This is a genomic window from Clostridium sp. CM028 (assembly GCF_030585565.1).
In the GTDB taxonomy this organism is placed as follows: Bacteria; Bacillota; Clostridia; order Clostridiales; family Clostridiaceae; genus Clostridium_AD; species Clostridium_AD estertheticum_B.
Genome location: NZ_CP077766.1, coordinates 1,112,511 through 1,133,787, shown reverse-complemented (window position 1 = coordinate 1,133,787; position 21,277 = coordinate 1,112,511). Strand labels below are relative to the sequence as shown.

The window sequence follows — 21,277 nt, the reverse complement described above, 5'->3', positions numbered from 1 at the left end:
ACAGAGATGTAAGTTTAAGGTGCTATTATATGGGTAAGACATGAGAAAGGAGACTCACATAATGGAGTTTTTAAAAATTGAAAATTTATACAAGGTCTACGGAAAGGGCGAAAACCAAGTTACCGCGCTTGACCATGTTTCGCTTACAATCGAAAAGGGGGAGTTTACCGCAATTATCGGCTCCTCCGGCTCCGGTAAATCCACATTGCTTCACATCATCGGCGGCGTGGACGTGCCGACAAGCGGAAAGGTGTATTTGGAGGGGCAGGATGTATATGCCCAAAACAATGAAAAACTCGCCATTTTCCGCAGGCGGCAGGTAGGGTTGATTTACCAGTTTCACAACCTCATTCCCACTCTGAATGTGGTGGAAAACATCACTTTGCCTATACTGATGGACAAGCGCAAGGTCAACGAGGAACGGCTGAATGACTTGTTGGAACTGCTTGGGCTAAAAGACCGCAAAACGCATTTACCCAATCAGCTTTCGGGCGGTCAGCAACAGCGCGTTTCCATAGGACGCTCTTTGATGAACTCCCCGGCGGTCATGCTTGCCGATGAACCCACGGGCAGTTTGGACAGCCGAAATGGACATGAAATCATCAAACTGCTGAAAGAAAGCAATAAAAAATATGGGCAGACCCTGCTCCTCGTCACCCATGACGAAAATATCGCCCTGCAAGCAGACCGCATTATCGGCATATCAGACGGCAAAGTAGTGCGAGACGAGAGGGTGAGACCATGAATATTTTCAATAAAGTTACCCTGCAAGGCATGAAAAAAAGCCAAACACGAACGATTGTAACGGTTATCGGGGTTATCCTGTCCGCCGCCATGATTACGGCAGTCGCTACCTTGGGTGTTTCCATACTGAACTATCTGGCAAAAGGCGCGGCCCAGGAATACGGCGATTGGCACGTCGAGTATTTGAACGTTGATTCCTCTTTCGCACAGGAACGAACTCTCGACAATGGAGTTGCAAACACCGCAACATTTGAAAATATCGGCTACGCAAAACTTGACGGAGGGAAAAACCCCAAAAGGCCGTATCTTTTTATAGCCGGATTTAGCAAGAAAGCCTTTGATACCTTGCCCATAACCCTGGTTTCAGGTAGATTGCCGAAAAACAGTGGGGAGATTCTTGTTCCGCTGAGCGTCGAAGCAAGCGGCGGCGTTCAATTTGCGGTGGGTGACACGCTTTCACTTGCTGTCGGAAGCCGCATGGAGGTCAACAAAAATCTCAGTCAACAAAACCCTTACATTTCTGGAAAAGAAACTCTTATGCCAAAAGCCAAGAGAACCTACAAGGTTGTCGGAATCTGCGAAAAACCCGGTTTTGATGAGTCTTCCGCGCCGGGATATACCTTGATAACGAAAGCAGATGCAGAAGGCAAAGCGGACAGCTTAAACCTATTTGTCACGCTTAAAAACCCGCATGGGGTTCACGCTTACGCAAGCAGCACAGCCCAAAGCCATAGCTATGTATTTAACGATAATGTGTTGCGCTTCATGGGTCTTTCGGAGGATAAGTTTTTCAACACGCTTCTGTACTCGATTGGCGGCATTTTGGTTGCATTGATAATGGTAGGCTCGATTTTTCTGATTTATAATTCGTTCAACATATCAATGAATGAACGCACACACCAGTTCGGGATTCTCTCGTCGGTGGGAGCCACAGCGAGGCAGCTGCGAAATTCGGTGCTAGTTGAGGGACTTTGTATAGGTGCGGTCGGCATACCGATTGGCGTTATCGTTGGCATAGGCAGCATCGGGCTTGTGATTTCCGGTGTCGCCAAGAATTTTGAGCACGTTCTCTACAGCAACGTCCATTTCACCTTGACAGTGTCCGTCCCCGCGATTGTCGGCGCGGCGGCAGTCAGCATAGTTACAATTCTGATTTCGGCCTATATCCCGGCCAGAAAGGCCGCAAGCACTCCCGTTATGGAGAGTATTCGCCAGACGAACGAGGTCAAAGTTGAATCCAAAGCCGTGAAAACGTCAAAACTGGCGCAGCGTATTTACGGTTTGGAGGGAACCCTTGCGCTAAAGAATTTTAAAAGAAACAAGAAACGCTATCGCAGCATTGTGCTATCACTTGTTTTAAGCGTAGTGCTGTTTATATCGACCAGTGCTTTTGTAACGGATATAAAACAGGTGTCGGAGCGGACAGTAGAGGTTACTACCTTTGACATCGGTTTGGCCACACAGGACATGGACGATAGCGAAATGTTGTCGCTTTACGACAAATTGAAAACCGCCGACGGTGTTTACGAAAGCTCGTATCAAGCGCTTATGAAGTATTCATGCGCGGTTAAAGCAAGCAATTTTTCAGACCGCTACCGGAAATACGCGGGTTATAATTTGCCGGACAAAACGGTTAATCTGCCAATGGACATCCAGTTTCTTGGTGATAGCGCCTATCTGAATATTATCAAAGGCTTGGGTTTGCCCGTAAAGGAATATACCGGGAAAAACGCGAAAATGATCGCCGTTGCCCAAAAAGTAGACAACGCGAAAGCCGGGCAGAGCGAGCTGATTGATATATTCAAGAGTTCTTCCATGAATTTTACCATCGCTCCCGAAACAAATGGCAAGCCGAAGATAAAACAGGGGCGAAACGTAAGCATTACGTTTGTCAATACCGTGCTGCCTGATACACTCCCGATCCTAGGAAACTCCGGGTCGAAGAATCCGTGCATTTTTAGCGTGATGGTCCCCTATTCGCTCAAAGAGAAGTTTGAAACCTCCGATACCCATGCGGTTATTAAGGGATTGACCTTTAGATTAAAGAATCCCACAAAGTCGATGGCTAAAATGGAAGCGATGATTAAGGGTATGGGAATTAAATCCAATTATAAACTGTACAATTATTATGAAATGTTTGATCAGAGCCGCAATTATATATTAATTGTCAACGTGTTCGCTTATACTTTTATCATTATGATTTCGCTGATTGCGGTTGCTAATGTGTTCAACACTATTTCCACTAATATCAAGCTGCGTCGGCGAGAGCTTGCCATGCTCCGATCTGTGGGGATGTCTGACCGCGATTTCCAAAAGATGATGAATTTCGAGTGTGCCTTTTATGGCATGAAGGCGTTGCTCTTCGGGCTTCCCATAGCGGCAATCTCCTCTTGGCTGATTTACAAAGGGATGGTCAGCAGCGGGGAGGACATCGGTTTTATGTTCCCGTGGGGCAATATGGCAATCAGCGTGTTCAGCGTGCTCTTTGTAGTGTTCATTACAATGCTGTATTCTGTTAGCAAGATAAAAAAAGAAAATATTATTGACGCGCTTCGGGATGACATGAATTAATTCAAAACCGATATTGACTTGATAGAAAATCAAAAAAACATTTAGTTCAAGTGATTCGCAATCGCCCCGAAGTTGTACCACAATAAAATACGGCAAAAAACCCGCCGCGCAAGCGGAAAAAGAAAAAAACGTTATTCGGCGGGGGTTCGTTATGCCATAAAAAGATATACAGAAAACGGTGGTTTTGAAAATCAAAATCGCCGTTTTCTGTATACCGGAGGGATTGATAAACTGTGCCCCTTTTTCGGGACACGGCGGCGTAAAAGGAGGACGTTGCCGTGCTTTGTTATTACTGTATTTCAAAACAGCACATCAAGCCGTTATGGAAACATAACGGCTTGATTTAGCCAGCCGACAGCAAAGTATCTTGTAACTTCGGGCCGGGCCTGTTTACTGCCCCAGCCGCCGTTCCCCGCCATCTCCCTTCATCAGCCATAGTCTGTGGAGCATCCGCAAACATGATAAACGAGGATCTTTAAATGAAACTTAGATGGTAAAATTTAGGACCTGTGTTCCGGTACTACACAGACCCATGCCACATCAGGTTTTCGTATGAAGAATGAATGAGAAAATTTGATGTGGACCAGCCTTTGAGTGCGGCATCTTAGTCTCATACTAAGATTGATTTATAATTCATTACTTCTGCGCCAATCAATTTTCAGGTAAATTGAATGATACCTATCCTCAATATCTATGTCTTTAGTCTCTCCATCCTCAATATTTCCATAAAGGATACCGACAATCAACATATCATGATATGTTGATTGTCTTGATAGCTGAATTATAAATACATTCATAAAATATACATTTGATCATACCATAATTCTCATAAATTATTAATTATAAGATAATAATATAATTAATAAATAAAAGAGGTGATATATATTAAAAAGAATATATTATTTTTAGTAATGACATTATTGTTGTCTTTATCTTTTTCAATTAATTCCCATGCCTCAGTTTCTAGTATCCCACAAAAAAACTCTACGGAAGAATTATATCAGGATATTTTTACTACATTGCTATTTGAAAATATACAAGATGGCTTGGAATCATACTATAAAAAGCCAGTGCAATATGACCTTTTTGATATAAAAGTTTTAGAGGCTATTAGACCTGATGGTTATAGGACATTTGGATTTTTATTAAAGCTTCAAGTTAAACCATTTGTGGGTGCGCATAATACTATTGGTATTGATAACATTACATTTGAAATATCTCCGTCAGGTGTTATTATGAAAAAATTTGAACATATTAAAAGTTTTGAGTTACCTCTATATTTGCAATGATTTTGCAACTTAATATGGACTTTGTTTTCTGTAATAGATTTGCTACTGCATATGGGGGTAGTGCTCGCAAAACGCGGAAAATATACGTTGAGACAGTTATTACCAAAAGAGTCTTTTATCAAAATATTCCGACTTAGAATTAATACTAAAAAGTTCTAACTCGAAAAAATATATAACATCACTGTAAAACATTGATACACATAGGGTTTAATCACGAAATGATAAAGCTCTTATTTTTTTGCTCAAAACAAGTTAGTTAAAGTAGAATTATAGTATTGATAATGCTAACTAAAAAAGTAATAAAAAATATATATTAGCTAATGTAAAACCTTTGAGAAAAATATTAAAATAACACGAGTATATTTAATATTCTCCCTGGATTTATCGTTATTTTGGTAATATGTATCTTAACGTGGTAAATTTACGCTTAGCGGATACTACCCCCTAATATAAGACAACTTGAATACTTCATTACCTAATGGTAATTCTAAAACCATTTTTTCTGTATTAGGGGTTTAGGTAGTAACGGAACAGAAATCAGCTATAGGTCTGTAAATATATGGCGATAACTAAACCTAATCTGTACACAGTAGGTGTTTGAGAATACTAATTATTTAATATGAACGTTCAAAAACACAAAAATTAGATATAGTGAACGCTCTATATACCGTTTAAAAAAGTACACCTTTACGGAGAGTAATTCGTTTTAACATCAAACTAAATTATGAAATGTATAAAGATAGGCTGTATTGGTTTGTAAAAATAGTATTTAATGGTATTATATTTCTAGTGATTAAGTCGCAACTTAAAGCGATGACGAAACAATTTTAAAGGGGGTACTATGAAATATAAGTCTTATTATATATATTTTTTTGGTGCAATAATTGGCTTTTTAGCCTTTGCATTTAGTATGAAATATGCAGAATTTGAACCAATATTGATTATAGTTGGTTGTGGTGGCACAACAGGAATGGCGTATTGCGTTACAAAATTAGTTAATTTCCATAAATGACGCAACATTCATATATTGCTCAACAAACCAAAAGGCAGCGATGCCTTTTTTTCTTTTCTTAAGATTGATGATAAACAGCTATTTAAATTTAAAATTCCATTTTTTTTGCACACTTATAGTAGTTTTTGGTTCCGTTACTACCTGTACCCCTATTTGCAGCAAAATTTATTATGGGAAGTGCTGCCATAGCTAAATTATATGCGTGTCAGATGTAAACAATACTACGCACGTATATTTGAAATACCCAGCCACCTTGTGCAAGTTGTAGGTTCATCACAACTTGTTCAAGGTGGACCAGCCCTAAGGTGGAATAGGCAAATTATCTAAAAAACCTTTTAGGTATTTTATGCAATTTTTTTCTGTATATAGATAAGTGGTATATATTTGTAACACCACAACATCCTGAGTATAAAGGTCATCAGGGTGTCGGTTACCACAACAGCGAGTGCTACAGAGCATACCTCCTTTGAACAGAAAAACAGGCGCTCCGGCTGTTAAATAAGTAGGCTTTTCTTACATTGGAAACACACTTTTTTCAAATATTTATTGTCATGGGTCATTCCTCATTGAAGCTAAATTCATGACTGATTCGCTTTTTTTATGGGATTCGAATAATTGCAGATTGAAACAAGATCTTTCACTACTATTGCCATTTCTTCTGGCGATTTCTGTGTACTGTCGTTCAGCCACCTGAGAAGGATGTGCATAAACCCACCAGTGCTAGATGTTAAAGCGTACTGAATATTTTCTTTAGGAAAAGGCATCTTTTCACCCTTTACCTCATCAAAAGCGGGCAGGGGTAACTTTACATTTGGTTTTTATCCATATGTTTATATGCATCCGTTTTAAGCACTATGTACCAGGAGTCATCACATCAATTATTTTACCACTGCCTAGTGTCTGGTCCTTATATACCGCTGAGAAGATATTGCATTATGGCATGAATACAATCATGTTAGCCTCCTTGTTGGGAATTATTCTAACTCTAATTCTGATACCGGCGCTTCACAAAATTATGGGTTCCTGGTCTAAATATTTGTACAAATATTCAGAAATACAGGAAAAAGAATAAATAAAGAATGAAAAAGGAACGGGATCTGTTTTCAGAATCTGTTCCTTTTTACGTTAAAAAAAACAGTTAACTCTGTCAAAAGTGCTTAGCAATAAAACACAATTGTGACTTAATCACTAGAAAAGTTATAACATTAAACGTTAATTTTTTACAAATTAATAAATACCTTATATATATTTCATATTAAATGCGGTAGTATTAAATAATTACGCACTTTTATTATTAGTAAATAAGGTTCAAAATTTCAGTTCTTCTTTCATTTAAGATAACATCTTATTATGTTGTATGTTACTCAATCCCTATTATCAAATATAAATTTATATAACATATCTATTAAGTTGTTTATGTATTCATTTCTTTGTTTAGTATCTTTTATTGCAACGATAGCATTTGCATTACTTTGAACAGTATTTAATATTATTTGACATTTTATATTCCAATTAATGTTTTTCTCTCCATGATATAAACTTTTAATAAAATCTTGAAGAAGTAAAATCATTTTATCATTGTTATAATTATAAATGTTGTATACTTCACAGGACTCTTTTTTTAATGATTCTAAATCATCATATAGATGTCTGTTTTTACAAGATGCTTTTATACCATTACGAATATAGTTTATAAACAAAGGTTTGTAATCTACATTTTCTATAGATAAGTTACTTATTAAATTCTCTAGATAGTTATATGAATATGAACAAGTGGTTTTATAAATTTCTATAAATATATCCGTTTTGTTATCAAAATAATTATAAAATACACCTGTTGAAACTCCAGCATGTTTTGCTATTTCTTTTGATGTTGTATTATAAAAACCCTTAATCATAAATAGATCATCGGCTGATATAACGAGCTTTTCCTTGTTTTCTATAGTTCGTACTTGAATTTTACGTATGTTCTTCACTAATATTTACCTCCATACTTTTACATTATCATTGTAAAATTTCTTTTGAAAAAAGTCAATAAAACAACTTTAATATTATAAAAATTATATTATAATTTTTATAATATTAAATGAACTTTTTTTCATGTTTTATATAAAAGTTAACTAAAATATTTTATTTAATAATTAAATAAAGGTCATTATTTCATGAATTATATATATTCTCTTAAAAAAATTCAATTCATAATAACCTACCGATTCACTGTAGCATGTTAAATACGTACTTGAAGGAGGCATTTAACATTTGAAGTTTACTATTCTTTTTTTTTATATAAGCATTCAGGATTTACAAATAGACTTAAAATAAGGGCTGGAACTAATCCTAAAATAGAAATTCTGAAGGTATCAGTAAACGCTTTTGATGTATTCTCTCGTGTATATTTTGTATCTCTACTTATTATATTACTTAATATATAAGCTTCTTCTTTAGGCGTACTTGTATTTTTTATCACAAAATTTATTCTTTCTGGTAATTTGTTATAGTTACCCTTATCCATATTCTCTAATTGAGCAATAATTTTATTTTTTACATTTGAGTTTAATCTAGATTCAACCTTTATTGAATTAATCATTTCATTTTTAGATGAGTTGAAATAATAATTTTCATTGCTTATTAATATAGCTGATAATATTGAGATACATAGTAAATTCCCTATATTAGCGATCATTCTATTAACTCCAGAAGCTTGACCATTTTTTTCTTTAGGGATGTCTGCTAAAGCAGATGCAACTAATTGACCACCGACTATACCGTTTCCTAATCCTCCTATGAATAAGTATAATCTTAATGTATTTATACTAACATTGGGGTTGATTGTTGATATTAAGTATAATGATGCCATACATATTATTACAGCTATAAAAGATAGAGTTGAAAATTTTAATTTAGTAGATAAAATTCCAGCTATAATAGATGAGACTAAAAAACCTATGGACATAAAGGCTATTATATTTCCAGATTGTGAAGTAGTATAATTCAATATACCTTTTAAATAAAAATTTATTAAGCTTCCACATACAGCATAAACAACACCAACAAAAGCCAAAGTAACTGATGCTACTGTAAAACTTCTTATTTTGAAAAGGGAGAGATCAAATAGAGCATTCTTATTTCTTTTTTCAATAATTAATAAAATTATTGTTGATATTATTGTAACACCAAATAATGTTAATATTTTTATAGAATCGAATCCATAATTATTCCCTTCTAACAGCCCATAAATCAGACAGAATAAGGATATTGAAAGAAATAATATTCCACCCAGATCTATTTTCTTATTGTTTAACAATATTTCATCTTTAGATACAAACATTGTAACCAATATATAAGAAATTATTGCTAAAGGTATATTAATATAAAAAATATACCTCCAATTAATCTTTTCTGTTATAAAACCTCCAAGAGACGGACCAATAGCCATTGCAAGTGCCATTGATGATCCCCATGCTCCAGCTATCATTCCACTTTTTTCTTTTGGAAACATACCTAGAGCTATCGGTATAGCTATAGTCATTAATCCTGCAGAAGCTATACCTTGAACAGCTCTAGCAATGATAAGTATTAATAAAGATGGTGAAATACCACATAAGACAGATGATATAGTGAATACAGATAAAGATATTAGAAATAACGTTTTCCTACCAAACATATCTCCTAATTTTGCTAAAGTAACAAGAGAGCTTGCATTAAATAATAAGAATATTGTACTTATCCACATTACGCCCTGAAATTCTACATCAAAGCTTTGTTGTATTGCTGGTAGAGATACATTTACAACTGTAGAATCTAATGAGCCTATAAACCCAGACATAACTAGACCAATTAGAGCCAGTAATTTTTTTTTGCTATCCTTCATATAAAATATCCTCCTAATTAATATATTTAAGCTTATATATTTTAATAAAAATGAAACAAAGTTCATTTTTTAAACGATAATTAAATTATATAATTAAGATATATAGAAGTCAATTAAAAGTGAAATAAAGTTCATTTTTATTAATTATATATTAAATGTATAAGGCCTTTTGAGAAAAGCTATGCATTAAAAAAAAGCCATATAGGCAAAAGGCTACCATAAAAACTATACAGTAAAAATGTTGTCTGAATACGAATGTCAAAATAAAAATAAAAATAAATAATAGTTAGTAGCATTAATATATGTCGTCACAAGTAAACCCATATCTGATGATATGGGTTTACTTGATTAAGTGTGTATTGAGTTACTTTCACTTTGAGGCTATTACTCATTTTAAAAAAATTGTAAATATACTCAATTTATGGTTGTTGTGATATGATTAAATATATATTATATGTCGTACTCGTAAAGGAGAGTGTCGGCAACACGATACGTTAGGCGTCATACTAATTAAAGGAAAGGGTGAAAAAGATGAAAAAATTAACCAAACTAAATAGCGATAACATTGCAGAAGAACACATTTGCTGCGCTATATCGGATAAGAAATGTAAAGAAAGTTATGAACTAAAAAAAGATTGGCTAAAAAAAGAATTTGATAATGGTTATGTTTTCCGAAGAATTGATGCAAGAGCAAAAGTTTTTATTGAATATGGACCTGCTGAAATGAGCTGGGTTCCTATAGATGCTCCAAATTATCTAATGGTCAACTGTTTTTGGGTTTCCGGACAATATAAAGGTCAGGGTTATGGAAAAGAATTGTTGAAAACCGCTATTGAAGATGCAAGAAGTCAAGGAAAAAGTGGATTAGTTACTGTTGTTGGGACAAAGAAATTCCATTTTATGAGTGATACAAAATGGCTTTTGAAACAAGGATTCGTAGATTGTCAGAGAATATCATCCGGTTTCAGCCTTTTAGTGATGAAAATTGACCCCGATGCTGAAACACCTAAGTTTAAAAAATCTGTACTCAGTGGTGAATGTTTTGACAAAAAAGGAATAGTTGTATATTTTTCAAATAGGTGCCCATTTGCAGAATTTCACGCAAAGACTTCTTTGATTGAAACCGCTACTAAAAGGAATTTGCCCTACAAGATTATTAAACTTGAAACAATGGAACAGTCACAATTAGCACCAAGTCCTGCAACTATTTTTAGTTTATTCTTTAATGGTAAGTTTATTACAACAGATATAAGTGTCTGCATGGACAGCCACTTTGACAAAATATTAGAAAAAGAATTGAAATGAAGTACGAACGCCTAACAACGCACTCAAGTAGAAGATAGCCAATGCACATTCCTTCGCCAATCGCGTCGCGCTAGGGCTTAGGAACGTCTTGAGTTCAAAACGTTATTTGAAATAAAATGTTAGCAAAAATAATGTTCTGAATTAATTTTTTAATGATGGGTGTTTTTGTGTGTCATAGGTACATCTTATTTATTTCTGACATATGTCAAATGGATAGTACATGTTTTGAAATATAAATATAGGAAACTAGTTTGGGAATGGCTACATTTCAGAGAATATCGAATTAGTGATTTGCCTATTCCCCCTTTTCGGGGGGGTGGGCAAAATAACCACTATCTATTACTTTGGGGGGAAGTCTAAAAGTTTGTGAATTAGGAATAACAAGTACACTTATAAACAGATTACTTATATAACAGGGGGTAAAAATTCAATGAAAAAATCCAAGATTTACTTATGTGTCCCGTATGCTGTATTTGTCAAGTGAAAACTCCCCCATATTCTAACCCAAAACTCCTCCACCAAAAATTGTAAAAAAAAATAATATTCCCTCCAAATTAATTATATAGTGAAGGGAAATTTTATTATTGTTTTGCGAGCCATTCTTTAGTTTCCTTTAATCTGTAGGAGTTACCATTCATATTTACTATATATGCCTTATGCGTAAGTCTATCGATCATTGCAGCGGTCATAATAGGGTCTTTAAATATCTCATTCCACCTTTCAAAGGATAAATTTGTGGTTACTATAGTTGATTTTCTACCTGCTCTTAATGATAAGTGACTAAATAAAAGTTCTGAACCTTCTTTATCATAGGAAATATATCCCAATTCATCAGCAATAATTAAATCATATTTATCAAATTTATTTTCAAATGCTCTTAATACTTTCTGAGAACGACTTTCTTTTAATTGGGTGATAAGCGATGATACCGTAATAAAAAGAACTTTATAGCCAGCTAAACAAGCTTTTATTCCAAGGCCAATACTCATGTGGGTCTTGCCTGTCCCAGGATTTCCAGCTAAAATTACATTTTGTCCTGTACTAATAAATCCAAGTGAACTTAACGTCTTTAATTTCTTTTTAGCATCAACTGGTAAATCTTCAACTACAAGATCTTCGATATATTTTTTATAAGGAAACTTTGCTATTCTAATTCTATTTTGTTTACTACTTTCACTTCTTAAAACAGATTCTTTTTCCAATAATTTGTAAAGAAATTCTTCATAGCTTATGTCATTAATGCAAGCATCTTTCGCACCCACCTCAAAGTTATTTTTTATACCTGCAAGTTTAAGATCTATTGCTAATTCTTCAATATCTTTATATAATTTCTTCTTATTTATCATATTATAGCCACCTCATTATTAAAATCTTCCGTTGATATTGGTATTAAAGATTTATACACATCTAGTAAACCGTTAGGTTTAAATTCAACAGTTGAATTTAGTTGGATAACATTATTTTCGATAAAATTAGTATAATCTCTATTACAAATAGACTTTATTTTTTCGGTTGTTATATCCGTAGGATTTATTTTATTTAATAAATTTATTGCATTTAGGACCTTAGAGATATTGCTTTTACCTATAAATAAAAGTAATTCTATAAAATCTTTCTCTTTTTTGTTATAATAGGTATCATAGATGTTTTGAATCCTAGGGTCTGCTTGTAGCATTGCAGTGCTTGAAGCTAATGATCCTGGCTTTCTTTTAAAGGTATTAAGATAATGTTCAAGCTTAATAGACCATTCATAAAATCCTAACTTCCTTTCATGGGAAGCTATTTTTTTACCCTCACTAAAGCAAACAATGTCATTGGAATATACTTTTATGAATATTCTTTTTCCAACATATATATCAGGTACAGAATACCGACAGGTATTCACTGAGAATGTCGAATATTTATCCACTCTAGGTTCTTCTATCCTAGCAGTGTCAAGTTTTGCAATATAAGGCCCCATATGTTGTCTTTCCTCATTAAGAATTTCTTTTGCAGTCTTCATATTTTTTATTTTATGTGGTTGGCTATTCAATTTATCGCATGTTTCCATCAGAAATTTATTAGCTTCTTCTAATGATTTAAAACTATCATTTTTACAAAAAGACTTACGTCGTACTACCTCTACACTTCGCTCGACATGACCTTTTTCATTTCCAGCTCGAGTATTGCAAAACCTAAAATCAAAGCCATAATACATGGACATTTTAAGCAATGCATCCGTAGGTTCTTTCTCAGTAGGTCCTACAAATTTTTTAACTGCAACTCTCATGTTATCATAAACGATTGTTCTATATACTTGTCCTATATGTTCAAAAAACAAAGCATGAGCTTCTTGAAAACACTCTGAATTTTGTTTAGCAAATAACTGTGCATATCTATAATTCCCTTTTGCAGATGTAAATACAGCCATTTGAAATGTTCTATCCACAGCATTAATAGTTAACTTTACTTCCCCCCAATCAAATTCACAAATATCCCCAAGCTCATATTCTGATTTTATAAATGCCTCGGCTCCATTCTCAAGTAATTTATTTATATAGTTACTCACAGTTGGATAACTTATATCGTAATCCTCTTCTTTTAACGCTTCATATATATCAATTTTCTTTTTTTGCTGCTTATGCCTCCCGGCATACCGTTTTTGTTGGTTTTCTTCAATATACCCCTTTATCTTATTTATAATTTCATCGGTTAATTTTTTCTTTTTTCTATTTATGCAATTGTATTTAGGTTTCTCAACAATACTGTCCTGAAGTTCTCTTATATCATCAATTCCTCCATTAAAATTCAAAATTTCTTGTCTTGCCACTTCGTATTCTTTAACATATTTACTAATGGTTTTTCTATCAATTCCAGTCTCTCTAGCTATGGACCTTTGAGACTTTCCGTTTAGATGTGCCGATATTATGATGTGTTGTTTTTCACTCAATTTAATCATCTCCATTTCCCCCTCTTATGATGCCTCTCATAAGAAAGTTTACTGTAAGGTGGGGGATATTTCAATTAGAATTGTGGGGTAGTTTTAGATTAACATATACATATGCAAATGTGACTTGTCTGAAAAATTGGAATGTAAGAAGTGCGGAAATAAATTCTCTTATGAGCACGGAGTTTTTGATGTTGTTTCTCCAAAATTGTCAAGTAATCAGGAGATATTGTGGGAGATAACGGATGATATGATTGAAAACGATATTGAAGCCACAAAACAGAAAGATAATGATAATGCCTGTATTAAAGATTACAATGTACATAAAAACAAAGAAACACTTGAGGCAGAAAAAATGCTGAGTGAGCACATGGACAGCTTGATTGAAGGCTTTTCAGGCATAGTTTGTGATCTTTCTACGGGAATGGGCTGCATGCTTCAAAAAATGCTCAACGCAAATAATAAAAATTTCTCTATTGTTTGTACTGATATAGATAAACGCATATTAATGTGGACTAGAAAATTAAAGCAAACAGATGATCATAGAGTATTCTATATAGCAAGCGACGGCAAATATATGTCAATAAAGGATAAAAGCTTTGATTATATTGCCTCATTAGCCGCATTTGGAAATATTCCCGAGAATGATAAGGTTGCAAAAGAATTATATCGAATACTTAAACCTAATGGCAAAATTGTCATTCAAGGCAATTATATTGAAAAAGACAGTAAAAGCTTTGAGCTTGCCCAAAGCAAAAGCCTTGAAAGAGGCTTGGTTGAAGAATATTTGGTTAATGATTTAAAAAATGCAGGCTTTGAAAATATTATATCAACAGTTGTAGCAGAAGTTGTATGGGCAGAAAATCCATATGATTTACTTCCTGTGGCAGGCGACACTCAGCGTTATTGCATAATTCAAGCTCAACGCACAAAATGAGCATACCACGAAGTTGATAAATTCGAATTTATCTAAGCTATTAAATAGAATTTAATAATAACAATTTTCTTATAGTACGTCATAACAGCCACAAAATAGTAGTTTCATTTTTGCTTTACAGTTCATTTAAAAGGCAAAATGCTGTCTTGTGGCTGTTTTTTGCACGAATCGTCGCCGTACCCCATAGCCATCAAGCTAAGAAAATTCTATAAAAATAAAGACCTCCATTTGTAAAAATGTTATTATTTGAATGATAATAAAAACACATTGATGGGGGTATTTTACAAATGATAGAAGAAAAGGTAAAATTAATACGTGGGAATTCGTTTGCTTATGCTGTTTTATGGATGCAGAGGTTGCGAATAATACACTTGTTACCTTATGTACAAAGCTTAGTGCAAAAATAGGAATAGTTATTTCTAATCAAGCATTAGATCAACGTTTAAATGAAAGATGTGTGGAATTTTTAAAGAAGATTTTTGAGAACCTATTGCGCCAAACAATAACAGGTTTTGGGCGTAGAACCCCTTAATGTAATCAGCTTTTAAAAGCAGTTGGTTACATTTAGGACATCTTACTTCTTCAATTTTGATCACTTCATTTTGTATAAAAAAATAACGCCTAGTTTCCTAAGTGTCATGATATTTACAAGTATACTTCTGTAGTATCTTCCATGTGTTGAGTATTTATCTTACTTTTAAGCTCTTTTATAAAACTGGGCCAATTACTAAAACCAACCATCTTAAAACTTAACACTTTTACATCTCTACTTTGAGATTTATAGTTTATTACCATGTAATATTTAGTTTCCGTAGTATGTTTATCGCCTATTCCACTCATACCACCTACAATAGCGCCTAGCGGCCCTAATAATACTCCACCTACTGCAGCTCTACCGACAGTACTTTTATTTTTTTGGATTATATTACTTTTTGAAATACGTTGTACTCCTGTTATTTGTTCTAACATTAGGTGTATAGGTGGGTTTTTAAATACTCTTGCGTTAATTGTTAAACATTGTTTGTCATTATCTATAGTTAAACTTACCAAAGTTTCTTTGCTATATCCGTCTATTCCATCCACTAAAGATAAAGTTATACTTCTGTTTTTATTTTTCTTACTAAATATACCTATTGCAATCACTCCTCGTGTGTTTTATATCATAATTATACAGTACAAGGGTGCATACTACAATAATTTGGATAAATCCCCACCATTAATCAGCCATAGTTAGTTAAATTTCATTTAAGTTGAAAGGTGCAAGTACCTTTCAACTTCTTTTTCTCTGTACGTTTAGATATTTCACCAAGTCCATATGTGACACTTAGAGAAATACCCATTCAAGATAACATTCGTTATGTTGTATGCTTTTTATCGCTTAGAACTGTAAAATTCTCGTATGAAATATATGTTATATATAGTATAATTAAGCATATAAGTTAATTCGTATTTGTAATCAAGGACGAAGTAAAGATTATTTATATAATAAGCATACAAATTGGAATTTAAACTGCAGATTATTTATATTTTCTGAACATCAAGGAGGTGTTGATTGTGCAGATGTTTTCTTTAGATAAAGACGGATTTTGCGGAACATTTTATAAAGGCAATAAATATTTGGAAAAATCCATAATTTTCATGAGTGGTGCAGGGGTCGGATCAAAACGGGCGCAAGCATCGGCTTCATTTTTAGTTGAACAAGGATACTCTGTTCTTGTCCTTGGTTTTTATAAATGGAGCGGACTCCCAAAAGAAATGCATGGCATTCCGGTGGAATATGTACATAAAGCGATAAAGTGGTCGCTTTCGTACCAAGAACAAAAAATTAAAAAAATAGCCATTATCGGAACATCCACTAGTGCAGGATATGCTTTGTTATGCGCATCGCTTTTTCCGGAAATTAGTTGCGTTATTGCAATTTCGCCGTTTGACCATGTAATGGAGGGGGCAGACAAGAAATTCAGAAGAACACATAAGTCGACCTATACATACGGTGGAAAAGACATTGCTTTTACTTCCAGTACGCTTTTGGATAAGGGCCTTTTTACTTTATTGCATCAAGCCCATAAAAATAAAAAGTACACTCTGCGGCGAGCTATGCGTTATATTTATGACATAAATCCGCCAATACCTTCCTCACGTATAAAGGTTGAGAATATAAAAGCCGATATATTGATGCTTGCTGCGCAAAATGATGATTGTTGGCCAGCTGATGAAGCCGTTCCAAGAATGGAAACCGTGCTATTAAAATCAAATTATCCATATAGAGTAAAAAGCATTGTTTACGAAAAGGCAAGTCATCTACTTGGAAATATACCTATAGTAAATCCATTAAAAAAACTATTTATTAGAAGGGCTATTGAAGCTGAGCAAAAATATCCGAAAGAGTGTGCAAACGCCAGAAAGGACAGTGTACAGCAGATTTTGTCATTTTTATGTGAATGGTAAATCAATGAACAAAATGTGAATTCTACAAAATTCCAATTTGTAGAGTTGAGATAAGAGATAACATAAGTTTAGATTCAGTTATGTCGTCTCTTTCTTATACTATGTACTAAATATTATTAAAATGGTATAGAGTTTAGAGCATGGATAAATTGTTAAAAAGTGCATAAATGGAGTGCATATTCTCAATTAGACACCTTTTATGCAGTGAAATAGTTGCTTAGTGCATATGGAAAAAGAATGAATGAAGCTCTAGGCTATATATAGGTACATAACAAATGTCGTTAAATTAATTATTTCACGACATTGTGTTTTTTTGATACCATAATATAAACTATTCTTTTTACCCCAATATTAACGAACCCTATTTTGCTTTTCTTATATATAATTTAATGTAATTCTATACATAGTGTTAAATTGACATAATAGTAAAATAATGCTATATTAGCAATGTAAGGTTAACCTTACAAAGGTGGTACTAATGAAAAATAAAATAAAACAATTTCGTGAATCTTTTGGATTAACGCAACAACAATTAGGAGAACTTGTGGGTGTATCAAGACAAGCAATTAATTCTATTGAAACAGCAAAATTTGAGCCGTCTATATGGTTAGCCTATGATATTTGTAAAACATTTCGCAGTTCCATAGAGGATGTTTTTCTTTTTGAAGAAAGTGAAAGAAAATCTAGAGCACAGCAAAGTAGAGGGGTAGTTTAAATGGCATTAAGACAAATTAGATTTTTTGATGATGAAATATTGAGAAAAAAAAGCAGATTAGTTGAAGTAATAGACGATAAAATACGGCTTATTCTAAATGATATGGCAGATACTATGTATAATTCAAAAGGTGGAGGGTTGGCGTCTCCACAGGTAGGCATACTAAAGAGATTAATTGTAGTAGATATGGGTCAAGGACTTATAAAATTAGTTAATCCAAAGATAATTAAGTCGGAAGGTATTCAAGAAGTTGTAGAAGGATGTTTAAGCATTCCAAATAGATTAGGGAAGTTAAAAAGACCTGCAAAGGTAACGGTACAAGCGTTGAATGAGAATGGAGAGGAAATTATAGTGACTGGCACAGGAGATTTAGCAAAATGTTTTTGCCATGAAATAGACCATTTAGAAGGTATTCTTTTTACTGATCTAATTACTGAATATATAAAGTAATGCAAATCAATAAACGAACTTATAACACAAATGACGTGAAAGTTATCTTTCACGACTTTTATGTTTTTGAATTCCTAATAATATACTATTTAATTTATCATATAATTAACAAAACCAATTTTAATTTATATATATAATTAGGTAAAAATAGTATAATTAGCTAAACATCTATGTCATAATCGTAGATTATTGCGTCTTAGATAATAAAATAATAATTAATCATATGGGAGGTACAATGGGAAAAGTGAGAGGTAGCTGGAGTCAAAAACAATGGAGTAAAAAACAAACAGATGAAAAAGTGCTGTCTGTACTTAGCAATATTTGTTCTATAAGCATAATAATATTTGTATGTACGCAGATTTTAGGTGTTTGGAAAATTGAAACAGGTGTATTTGTTCCATTGTTGGGTGTGTCAATGTTAATTCAAGCCATTCAGTATTGGAAGAAAAATAAAGAGGTTGCTAAAAGTCATTTATTGGCTGCGATACTTGCTTTAGTGTTTTCAATTTTTGAATTTATAATAAAATAAACTCAAATTTGTAAAATGGATTGGATTAGCGAAAGTAACACAATAGTAATTGTGTTACTTTCACTTTGGCTGGATACCATGCATATCAAAATGGATCTTCATTAGAATTACTTATGGATATATTTAACCATTCTTCAAAAGCACAGACTTTAAGATACATTAAGACTTATAATTAATGTATTATTACTGTATCATTACAAATATGAATTAAATTTAATTATTAGGGGGTAATTTCATGAACATTGTGTACAGACAAACTGAACTTTACAAATTCTTAAAACATTGCCAGGATATTTCCTTAGAAAAAACGGTGTTAGATTGTGGAGCAGGAGGAAACTGCCCACCCCTAGGACTTTTTCATGAATTTGGATATGAGACCTATGGAATAGAACTAGATGATACCCAAGTCCAAAAATCCAAAGAATTTGAACTACTTCACGAAATGATACTAAATATCGCCAAAGGTGATATGAGACACCTACCCTTCGAAGATAATTCAATTTCCTTTGTATATTCCTATAATTCAATCTTTCATATGAAAAAACAAGATATAGCCCTTGCAGTCAATGAAATTAAAAGAGTACTTAAACCTAATGGCTTATGCTTCATTAATTTTCTTTCACTGAATAACTTTGGATTTGAAAAGGGTGAAAAAGCTGGTGAAAATGAATTCCTTGAAGATGAAGATGGTGAAAAAGTCCTTCATTCATATTTTGATATAAATGAAGGTGACCAATATTTTAGTGATATGAATATACTATTGAAAGAGAATAGAACCTTGGAAAGAATATATGAAGGCAAAATGATAACTCAGGGATATATTGATTATATAGTAAAAAAATAAAAAAGTTTATATCCCATTAAAAACAAAAATATTGTTTAGGATATTTAGAAATCTTATGAGTAGCTATTCGGATGGTCATCAAGATAAAGAATATTGCAGAGAAAAGGGTTGGTTATAAGGAAAAAGACATTGGTAAGATTAGGATCAAAATCTTGTTTGCAGATAAGTCTCATTATTCTTATATTGTTCATCAACTTTAAAAGGCATTGCTGCTTTTTTTCTATATAATCTACTAATATACCTTTTTGGCGGGATAGGCAAAAACACCCTAATACTTTTAAAAGTTTTGGAAGTGCAGTCAATAATAAAGGACTGAAATTAACAGTTCCATCAGTAGGCAGTACATTTAAAATAGGTGATGCGACTGTTACTATATTAGCACCTAATGGAACAGGATATGAAGATCCAAATGATTACTCTATAGTTGCAAAAGTCACTTTCGGAAATACGTCCTTTTTATTAACCGGAGATGCAGAAGCTGAATCAGAAAGTCAAATGTTATCAAAAGGGTTAGATTTATCGGCAACAGTACTTAAAATAGGTCACCATGGAAGTAAATCTTCTACAGGACAAAGTTTTTTAGATAAGGTAAATCCTAAATATGGTGTTGTAAGTGTGGGCAAAGGAAATAGCTATGGACATCCTACACAATCAACTATGAACAGATTAAAAGCTAAAAATATACCAGTTTATAGAACTGATGAAGACGGCACGGTGGTTGCTACTTCTAACGGTACCAATGTAAGTTTTAATGTGTAACCAGGTAGTTATAATGGGGCCACTTCTACAAGTAGTTCATCATCTAGTAATACATCAACCAGCAAGGCAGTATCAACTCCTAATCCAACAGTTACAACAAGTCAAAATCAAAATACAACTGTGTATACTACTAAAACTGGAAGTAAGTATCATGTAGATGGATGTTCCTCCTTAAGTAAAAGTAAAATTTCAATAAGCTTAAGTGATGCAAAATCAAAAGGATTAACTCCATGCAGTAAATGTAATCCACCACAATAAGAGGAGGATATAATTTATGAAAATAATTATTGATAGATTTGAGGGGCTTTATGCAGTATGTGAAAAAGAAGATAGAACTATGATAGATATTAAAAGGATTACATTACCTTCTCAAGCTAAAGAAGGCGATGTACTAATTATCAATAATAATACGATTACTATTGATATAAATGAAACTGAAAAAAGACGTAAAGAAATCCAAAAATTAACTGAATATTTATGGGAATAAAGAATGATTTTAATTTGGGGTTCTACGCCTAAAACCCCGAAATTTTTGAGTAAATTGCCCATCTGTACCAATCATCAGAATCTATTTTGCTTAATTCTTTTTTCACCCAGTTAACAGTTTTGTTTATATCATTATGACTGGTCCAAAACATATATTTTGCTACCTCAGGATCACTTTCCCAACACTCAAATACTTCCTGTGCATCTTCCATACAAAATGGCCGTAATATTAATCTATCCGTTTCTAATGTGGGTGTTTTCATACCTATATACCCCTTTCACTATGTTATATATGAATAATCTATAATTCGCAATTTCCTACAGTTGCGACTTAATCACTAGAAATATAATACCATTAAATACTATTTTTACAAACCAATACAGCCTATCT

At 33.3% G+C, this 21,277-nt stretch carries 21 protein-coding genes; 14 read left to right on the top strand and 7 right to left on the bottom strand.

Annotated elements, in window-relative coordinates; genetic code table 11:
• The first annotated feature begins 61 nt into the window (after positions 1–61).
• From KTC94_RS05390 to KTC94_RS05375, 4 genes are all read left to right on the top strand, one after another.
• Positions 62–745, top strand: a complete 684-nt coding sequence (locus KTC94_RS05390) for an ABC transporter ATP-binding protein (protein WP_220286654.1) — start codon at positions 62–64, stop codon at positions 743–745.
• Positions 742–3,315, top strand: a complete 2,574-nt coding sequence (locus tag KTC94_RS05385) for an FtsX-like permease family protein (RefSeq protein WP_220286655.1) — start codon at positions 742–744, stop codon at positions 3,313–3,315. Before KTC94_RS05390 ends, KTC94_RS05385 begins: the two co-directional genes overlap by 4 nt.
• Positions 3,316–4,226: 911 nt before the next feature.
• A complete protein-coding gene (locus KTC94_RS05380) occupies positions 4,227–4,604 on the top strand; it encodes a DUF3888 domain-containing protein (RefSeq protein ID WP_220286657.1) in 378 nt (125 codons plus the stop codon).
• Positions 4,605–5,445: 841 nt separating this feature from the next.
• Complete coding sequence (locus KTC94_RS05375) at positions 5,446–5,616, top strand: hypothetical protein (RefSeq protein ID WP_220286658.1); 171 nt, start codon at positions 5,446–5,448, stop codon at positions 5,614–5,616.
• A 578-nt stretch (positions 5,617–6,194) separates the two neighbouring features.
• Here KTC94_RS05375 and KTC94_RS05370 read toward each other — a convergent pair.
• Positions 6,195–6,413, bottom strand: coding sequence for a TetR-like C-terminal domain-containing protein (locus tag KTC94_RS05370; protein WP_258280765.1), 219 nt, complete (start codon positions 6,411–6,413; stop codon positions 6,195–6,197).
• Between the two features lie 29 nt (positions 6,414–6,442).
• Here KTC94_RS05370 and KTC94_RS17730 point away from each other — a divergent pair, with 29 nt between their 5' ends.
• The gene (locus tag KTC94_RS17730; RefSeq protein WP_369811898.1) at positions 6,443–6,688 is read left to right on the top strand and encodes a hypothetical protein; all 246 of its coding nucleotides are present in this window, start codon (positions 6,443–6,445) and stop codon (positions 6,686–6,688) included.
• A 292-nt stretch (positions 6,689–6,980) separates the two neighbouring features.
• On the opposite strand, the gene KTC94_RS05365 is transcribed toward KTC94_RS17730, so the two are convergent.
• Both KTC94_RS05365 and KTC94_RS05360 read right to left on the bottom strand, forming a co-directional pair.
• Positions 6,981–7,592, bottom strand: coding sequence for a TetR/AcrR family transcriptional regulator (locus KTC94_RS05365; protein WP_220286661.1), 612 nt, complete (start codon positions 7,590–7,592; stop codon positions 6,981–6,983).
• A 293-nt stretch (positions 7,593–7,885) separates the two neighbouring features.
• The gene (locus KTC94_RS05360; RefSeq protein ID WP_220286662.1) at positions 7,886–9,487 is read right to left on the bottom strand and encodes a DHA2 family efflux MFS transporter permease subunit; all 1,602 of its coding nucleotides are present in this window, start codon (positions 9,485–9,487) and stop codon (positions 7,886–7,888) included.
• A gap of 531 nt (positions 9,488–10,018) precedes the next feature.
• Here KTC94_RS05360 and KTC94_RS05355 point away from each other — a divergent pair.
• Positions 10,019–10,792 (top strand): N-acetyltransferase, encoded by a 774-nt coding sequence (locus KTC94_RS05355; RefSeq protein ID WP_220320221.1) that lies wholly within the window; start codon positions 10,019–10,021, stop codon positions 10,790–10,792.
• A 581-nt stretch (positions 10,793–11,373) separates the two neighbouring features.
• Here the strand turns inward: KTC94_RS05355 and istB are convergent.
• Positions 11,374–12,138, bottom strand: a complete 765-nt coding sequence (istB, locus tag KTC94_RS05350) for an IS21-like element helper ATPase IstB (protein ID WP_253198316.1) — start codon at positions 12,136–12,138, stop codon at positions 11,374–11,376.
• Positions 12,135–13,730 (bottom strand): IS21 family transposase, encoded by a 1,596-nt coding sequence (istA, locus tag KTC94_RS05345; RefSeq protein WP_220320585.1) that lies wholly within the window; start codon positions 13,728–13,730, stop codon positions 12,135–12,137. The genes istB and istA overlap by 4 nt, the downstream gene beginning before the upstream one ends.
• A 238-nt stretch (positions 13,731–13,968) precedes the next feature.
• Between istA and KTC94_RS05340 the strand changes: the two genes are divergently transcribed.
• Entirely contained in the window at positions 13,969–14,655 is a 687-nt protein-coding gene (locus KTC94_RS05340; RefSeq protein WP_220320026.1) for a class I SAM-dependent methyltransferase, read from the top strand.
• A gap of 645 nt (positions 14,656–15,300) precedes the next feature.
• Here the strand turns inward: KTC94_RS05340 and KTC94_RS05335 are convergent.
• A complete protein-coding gene (locus KTC94_RS05335) occupies positions 15,301–15,798 on the bottom strand; it encodes a hypothetical protein (protein WP_258280716.1) in 498 nt (165 codons plus the stop codon).
• Between the two features lie 417 nt (positions 15,799–16,215).
• Here KTC94_RS05335 and KTC94_RS05330 point away from each other — a divergent pair, with 417 nt between their 5' ends.
• The 7 genes from KTC94_RS05330 to KTC94_RS05300 all read left to right on the top strand — a co-directional run bounded on the left by KTC94_RS05330 (position 16,216) and on the right by KTC94_RS05300 (position 20,887).
• Positions 16,216–17,103, top strand: a complete 888-nt coding sequence (locus KTC94_RS05330) for an acyl-CoA thioester hydrolase/BAAT C-terminal domain-containing protein (RefSeq protein ID WP_258280764.1) — start codon at positions 16,216–16,218, stop codon at positions 17,101–17,103.
• A gap of 478 nt (positions 17,104–17,581) precedes the next feature.
• Positions 17,582–17,818 carry a helix-turn-helix transcriptional regulator gene (locus tag KTC94_RS05325; protein WP_220286667.1) on the top strand — a complete coding sequence of 79 codons (237 nt, stop codon included), beginning with the start codon at positions 17,582–17,584 and terminating at the stop codon, positions 17,816–17,818.
• Positions 17,819–18,268, top strand: a complete 450-nt coding sequence (gene def / locus KTC94_RS05320) for a peptide deformylase (protein ID WP_220286668.1) — start codon at positions 17,819–17,821, stop codon at positions 18,266–18,268. It abuts the gene before it with no gap.
• Positions 18,269–18,503: 235 nt separating this feature from the next.
• Positions 18,504–18,797, top strand: a complete 294-nt coding sequence (locus KTC94_RS05315) for a hypothetical protein (RefSeq protein ID WP_220287052.1) — start codon at positions 18,504–18,506, stop codon at positions 18,795–18,797.
• A gap of 235 nt (positions 18,798–19,032) precedes the next feature.
• Positions 19,033–19,641 carry a class I SAM-dependent methyltransferase gene (locus KTC94_RS05310; RefSeq protein ID WP_220287053.1) on the top strand — a complete coding sequence of 203 codons (609 nt, stop codon included), beginning with the start codon at positions 19,033–19,035 and terminating at the stop codon, positions 19,639–19,641.
• Between the two features lie 237 nt (positions 19,642–19,878).
• Positions 19,879–20,400, top strand: coding sequence for a ComEC/Rec2 family competence protein (locus KTC94_RS17725; protein ID WP_369811897.1), 522 nt, complete (start codon positions 19,879–19,881; stop codon positions 20,398–20,400).
• Positions 20,401–20,674: 274 nt separating this feature from the next.
• Entirely contained in the window at positions 20,675–20,887 is a 213-nt protein-coding gene (locus tag KTC94_RS05300; protein ID WP_220320027.1) for a DUF3006 domain-containing protein, read from the top strand.
• Positions 20,888–20,915: 28 nt separating this feature from the next.
• On the opposite strand, the gene KTC94_RS05295 is transcribed toward KTC94_RS05300, so the two are convergent.
• A complete protein-coding gene (locus tag KTC94_RS05295) occupies positions 20,916–21,149 on the bottom strand; it encodes a GNAT family N-acetyltransferase (protein ID WP_220287057.1) in 234 nt (77 codons plus the stop codon).
• Between the last annotated feature and the right edge of the window lie 128 nt (positions 21,150–21,277).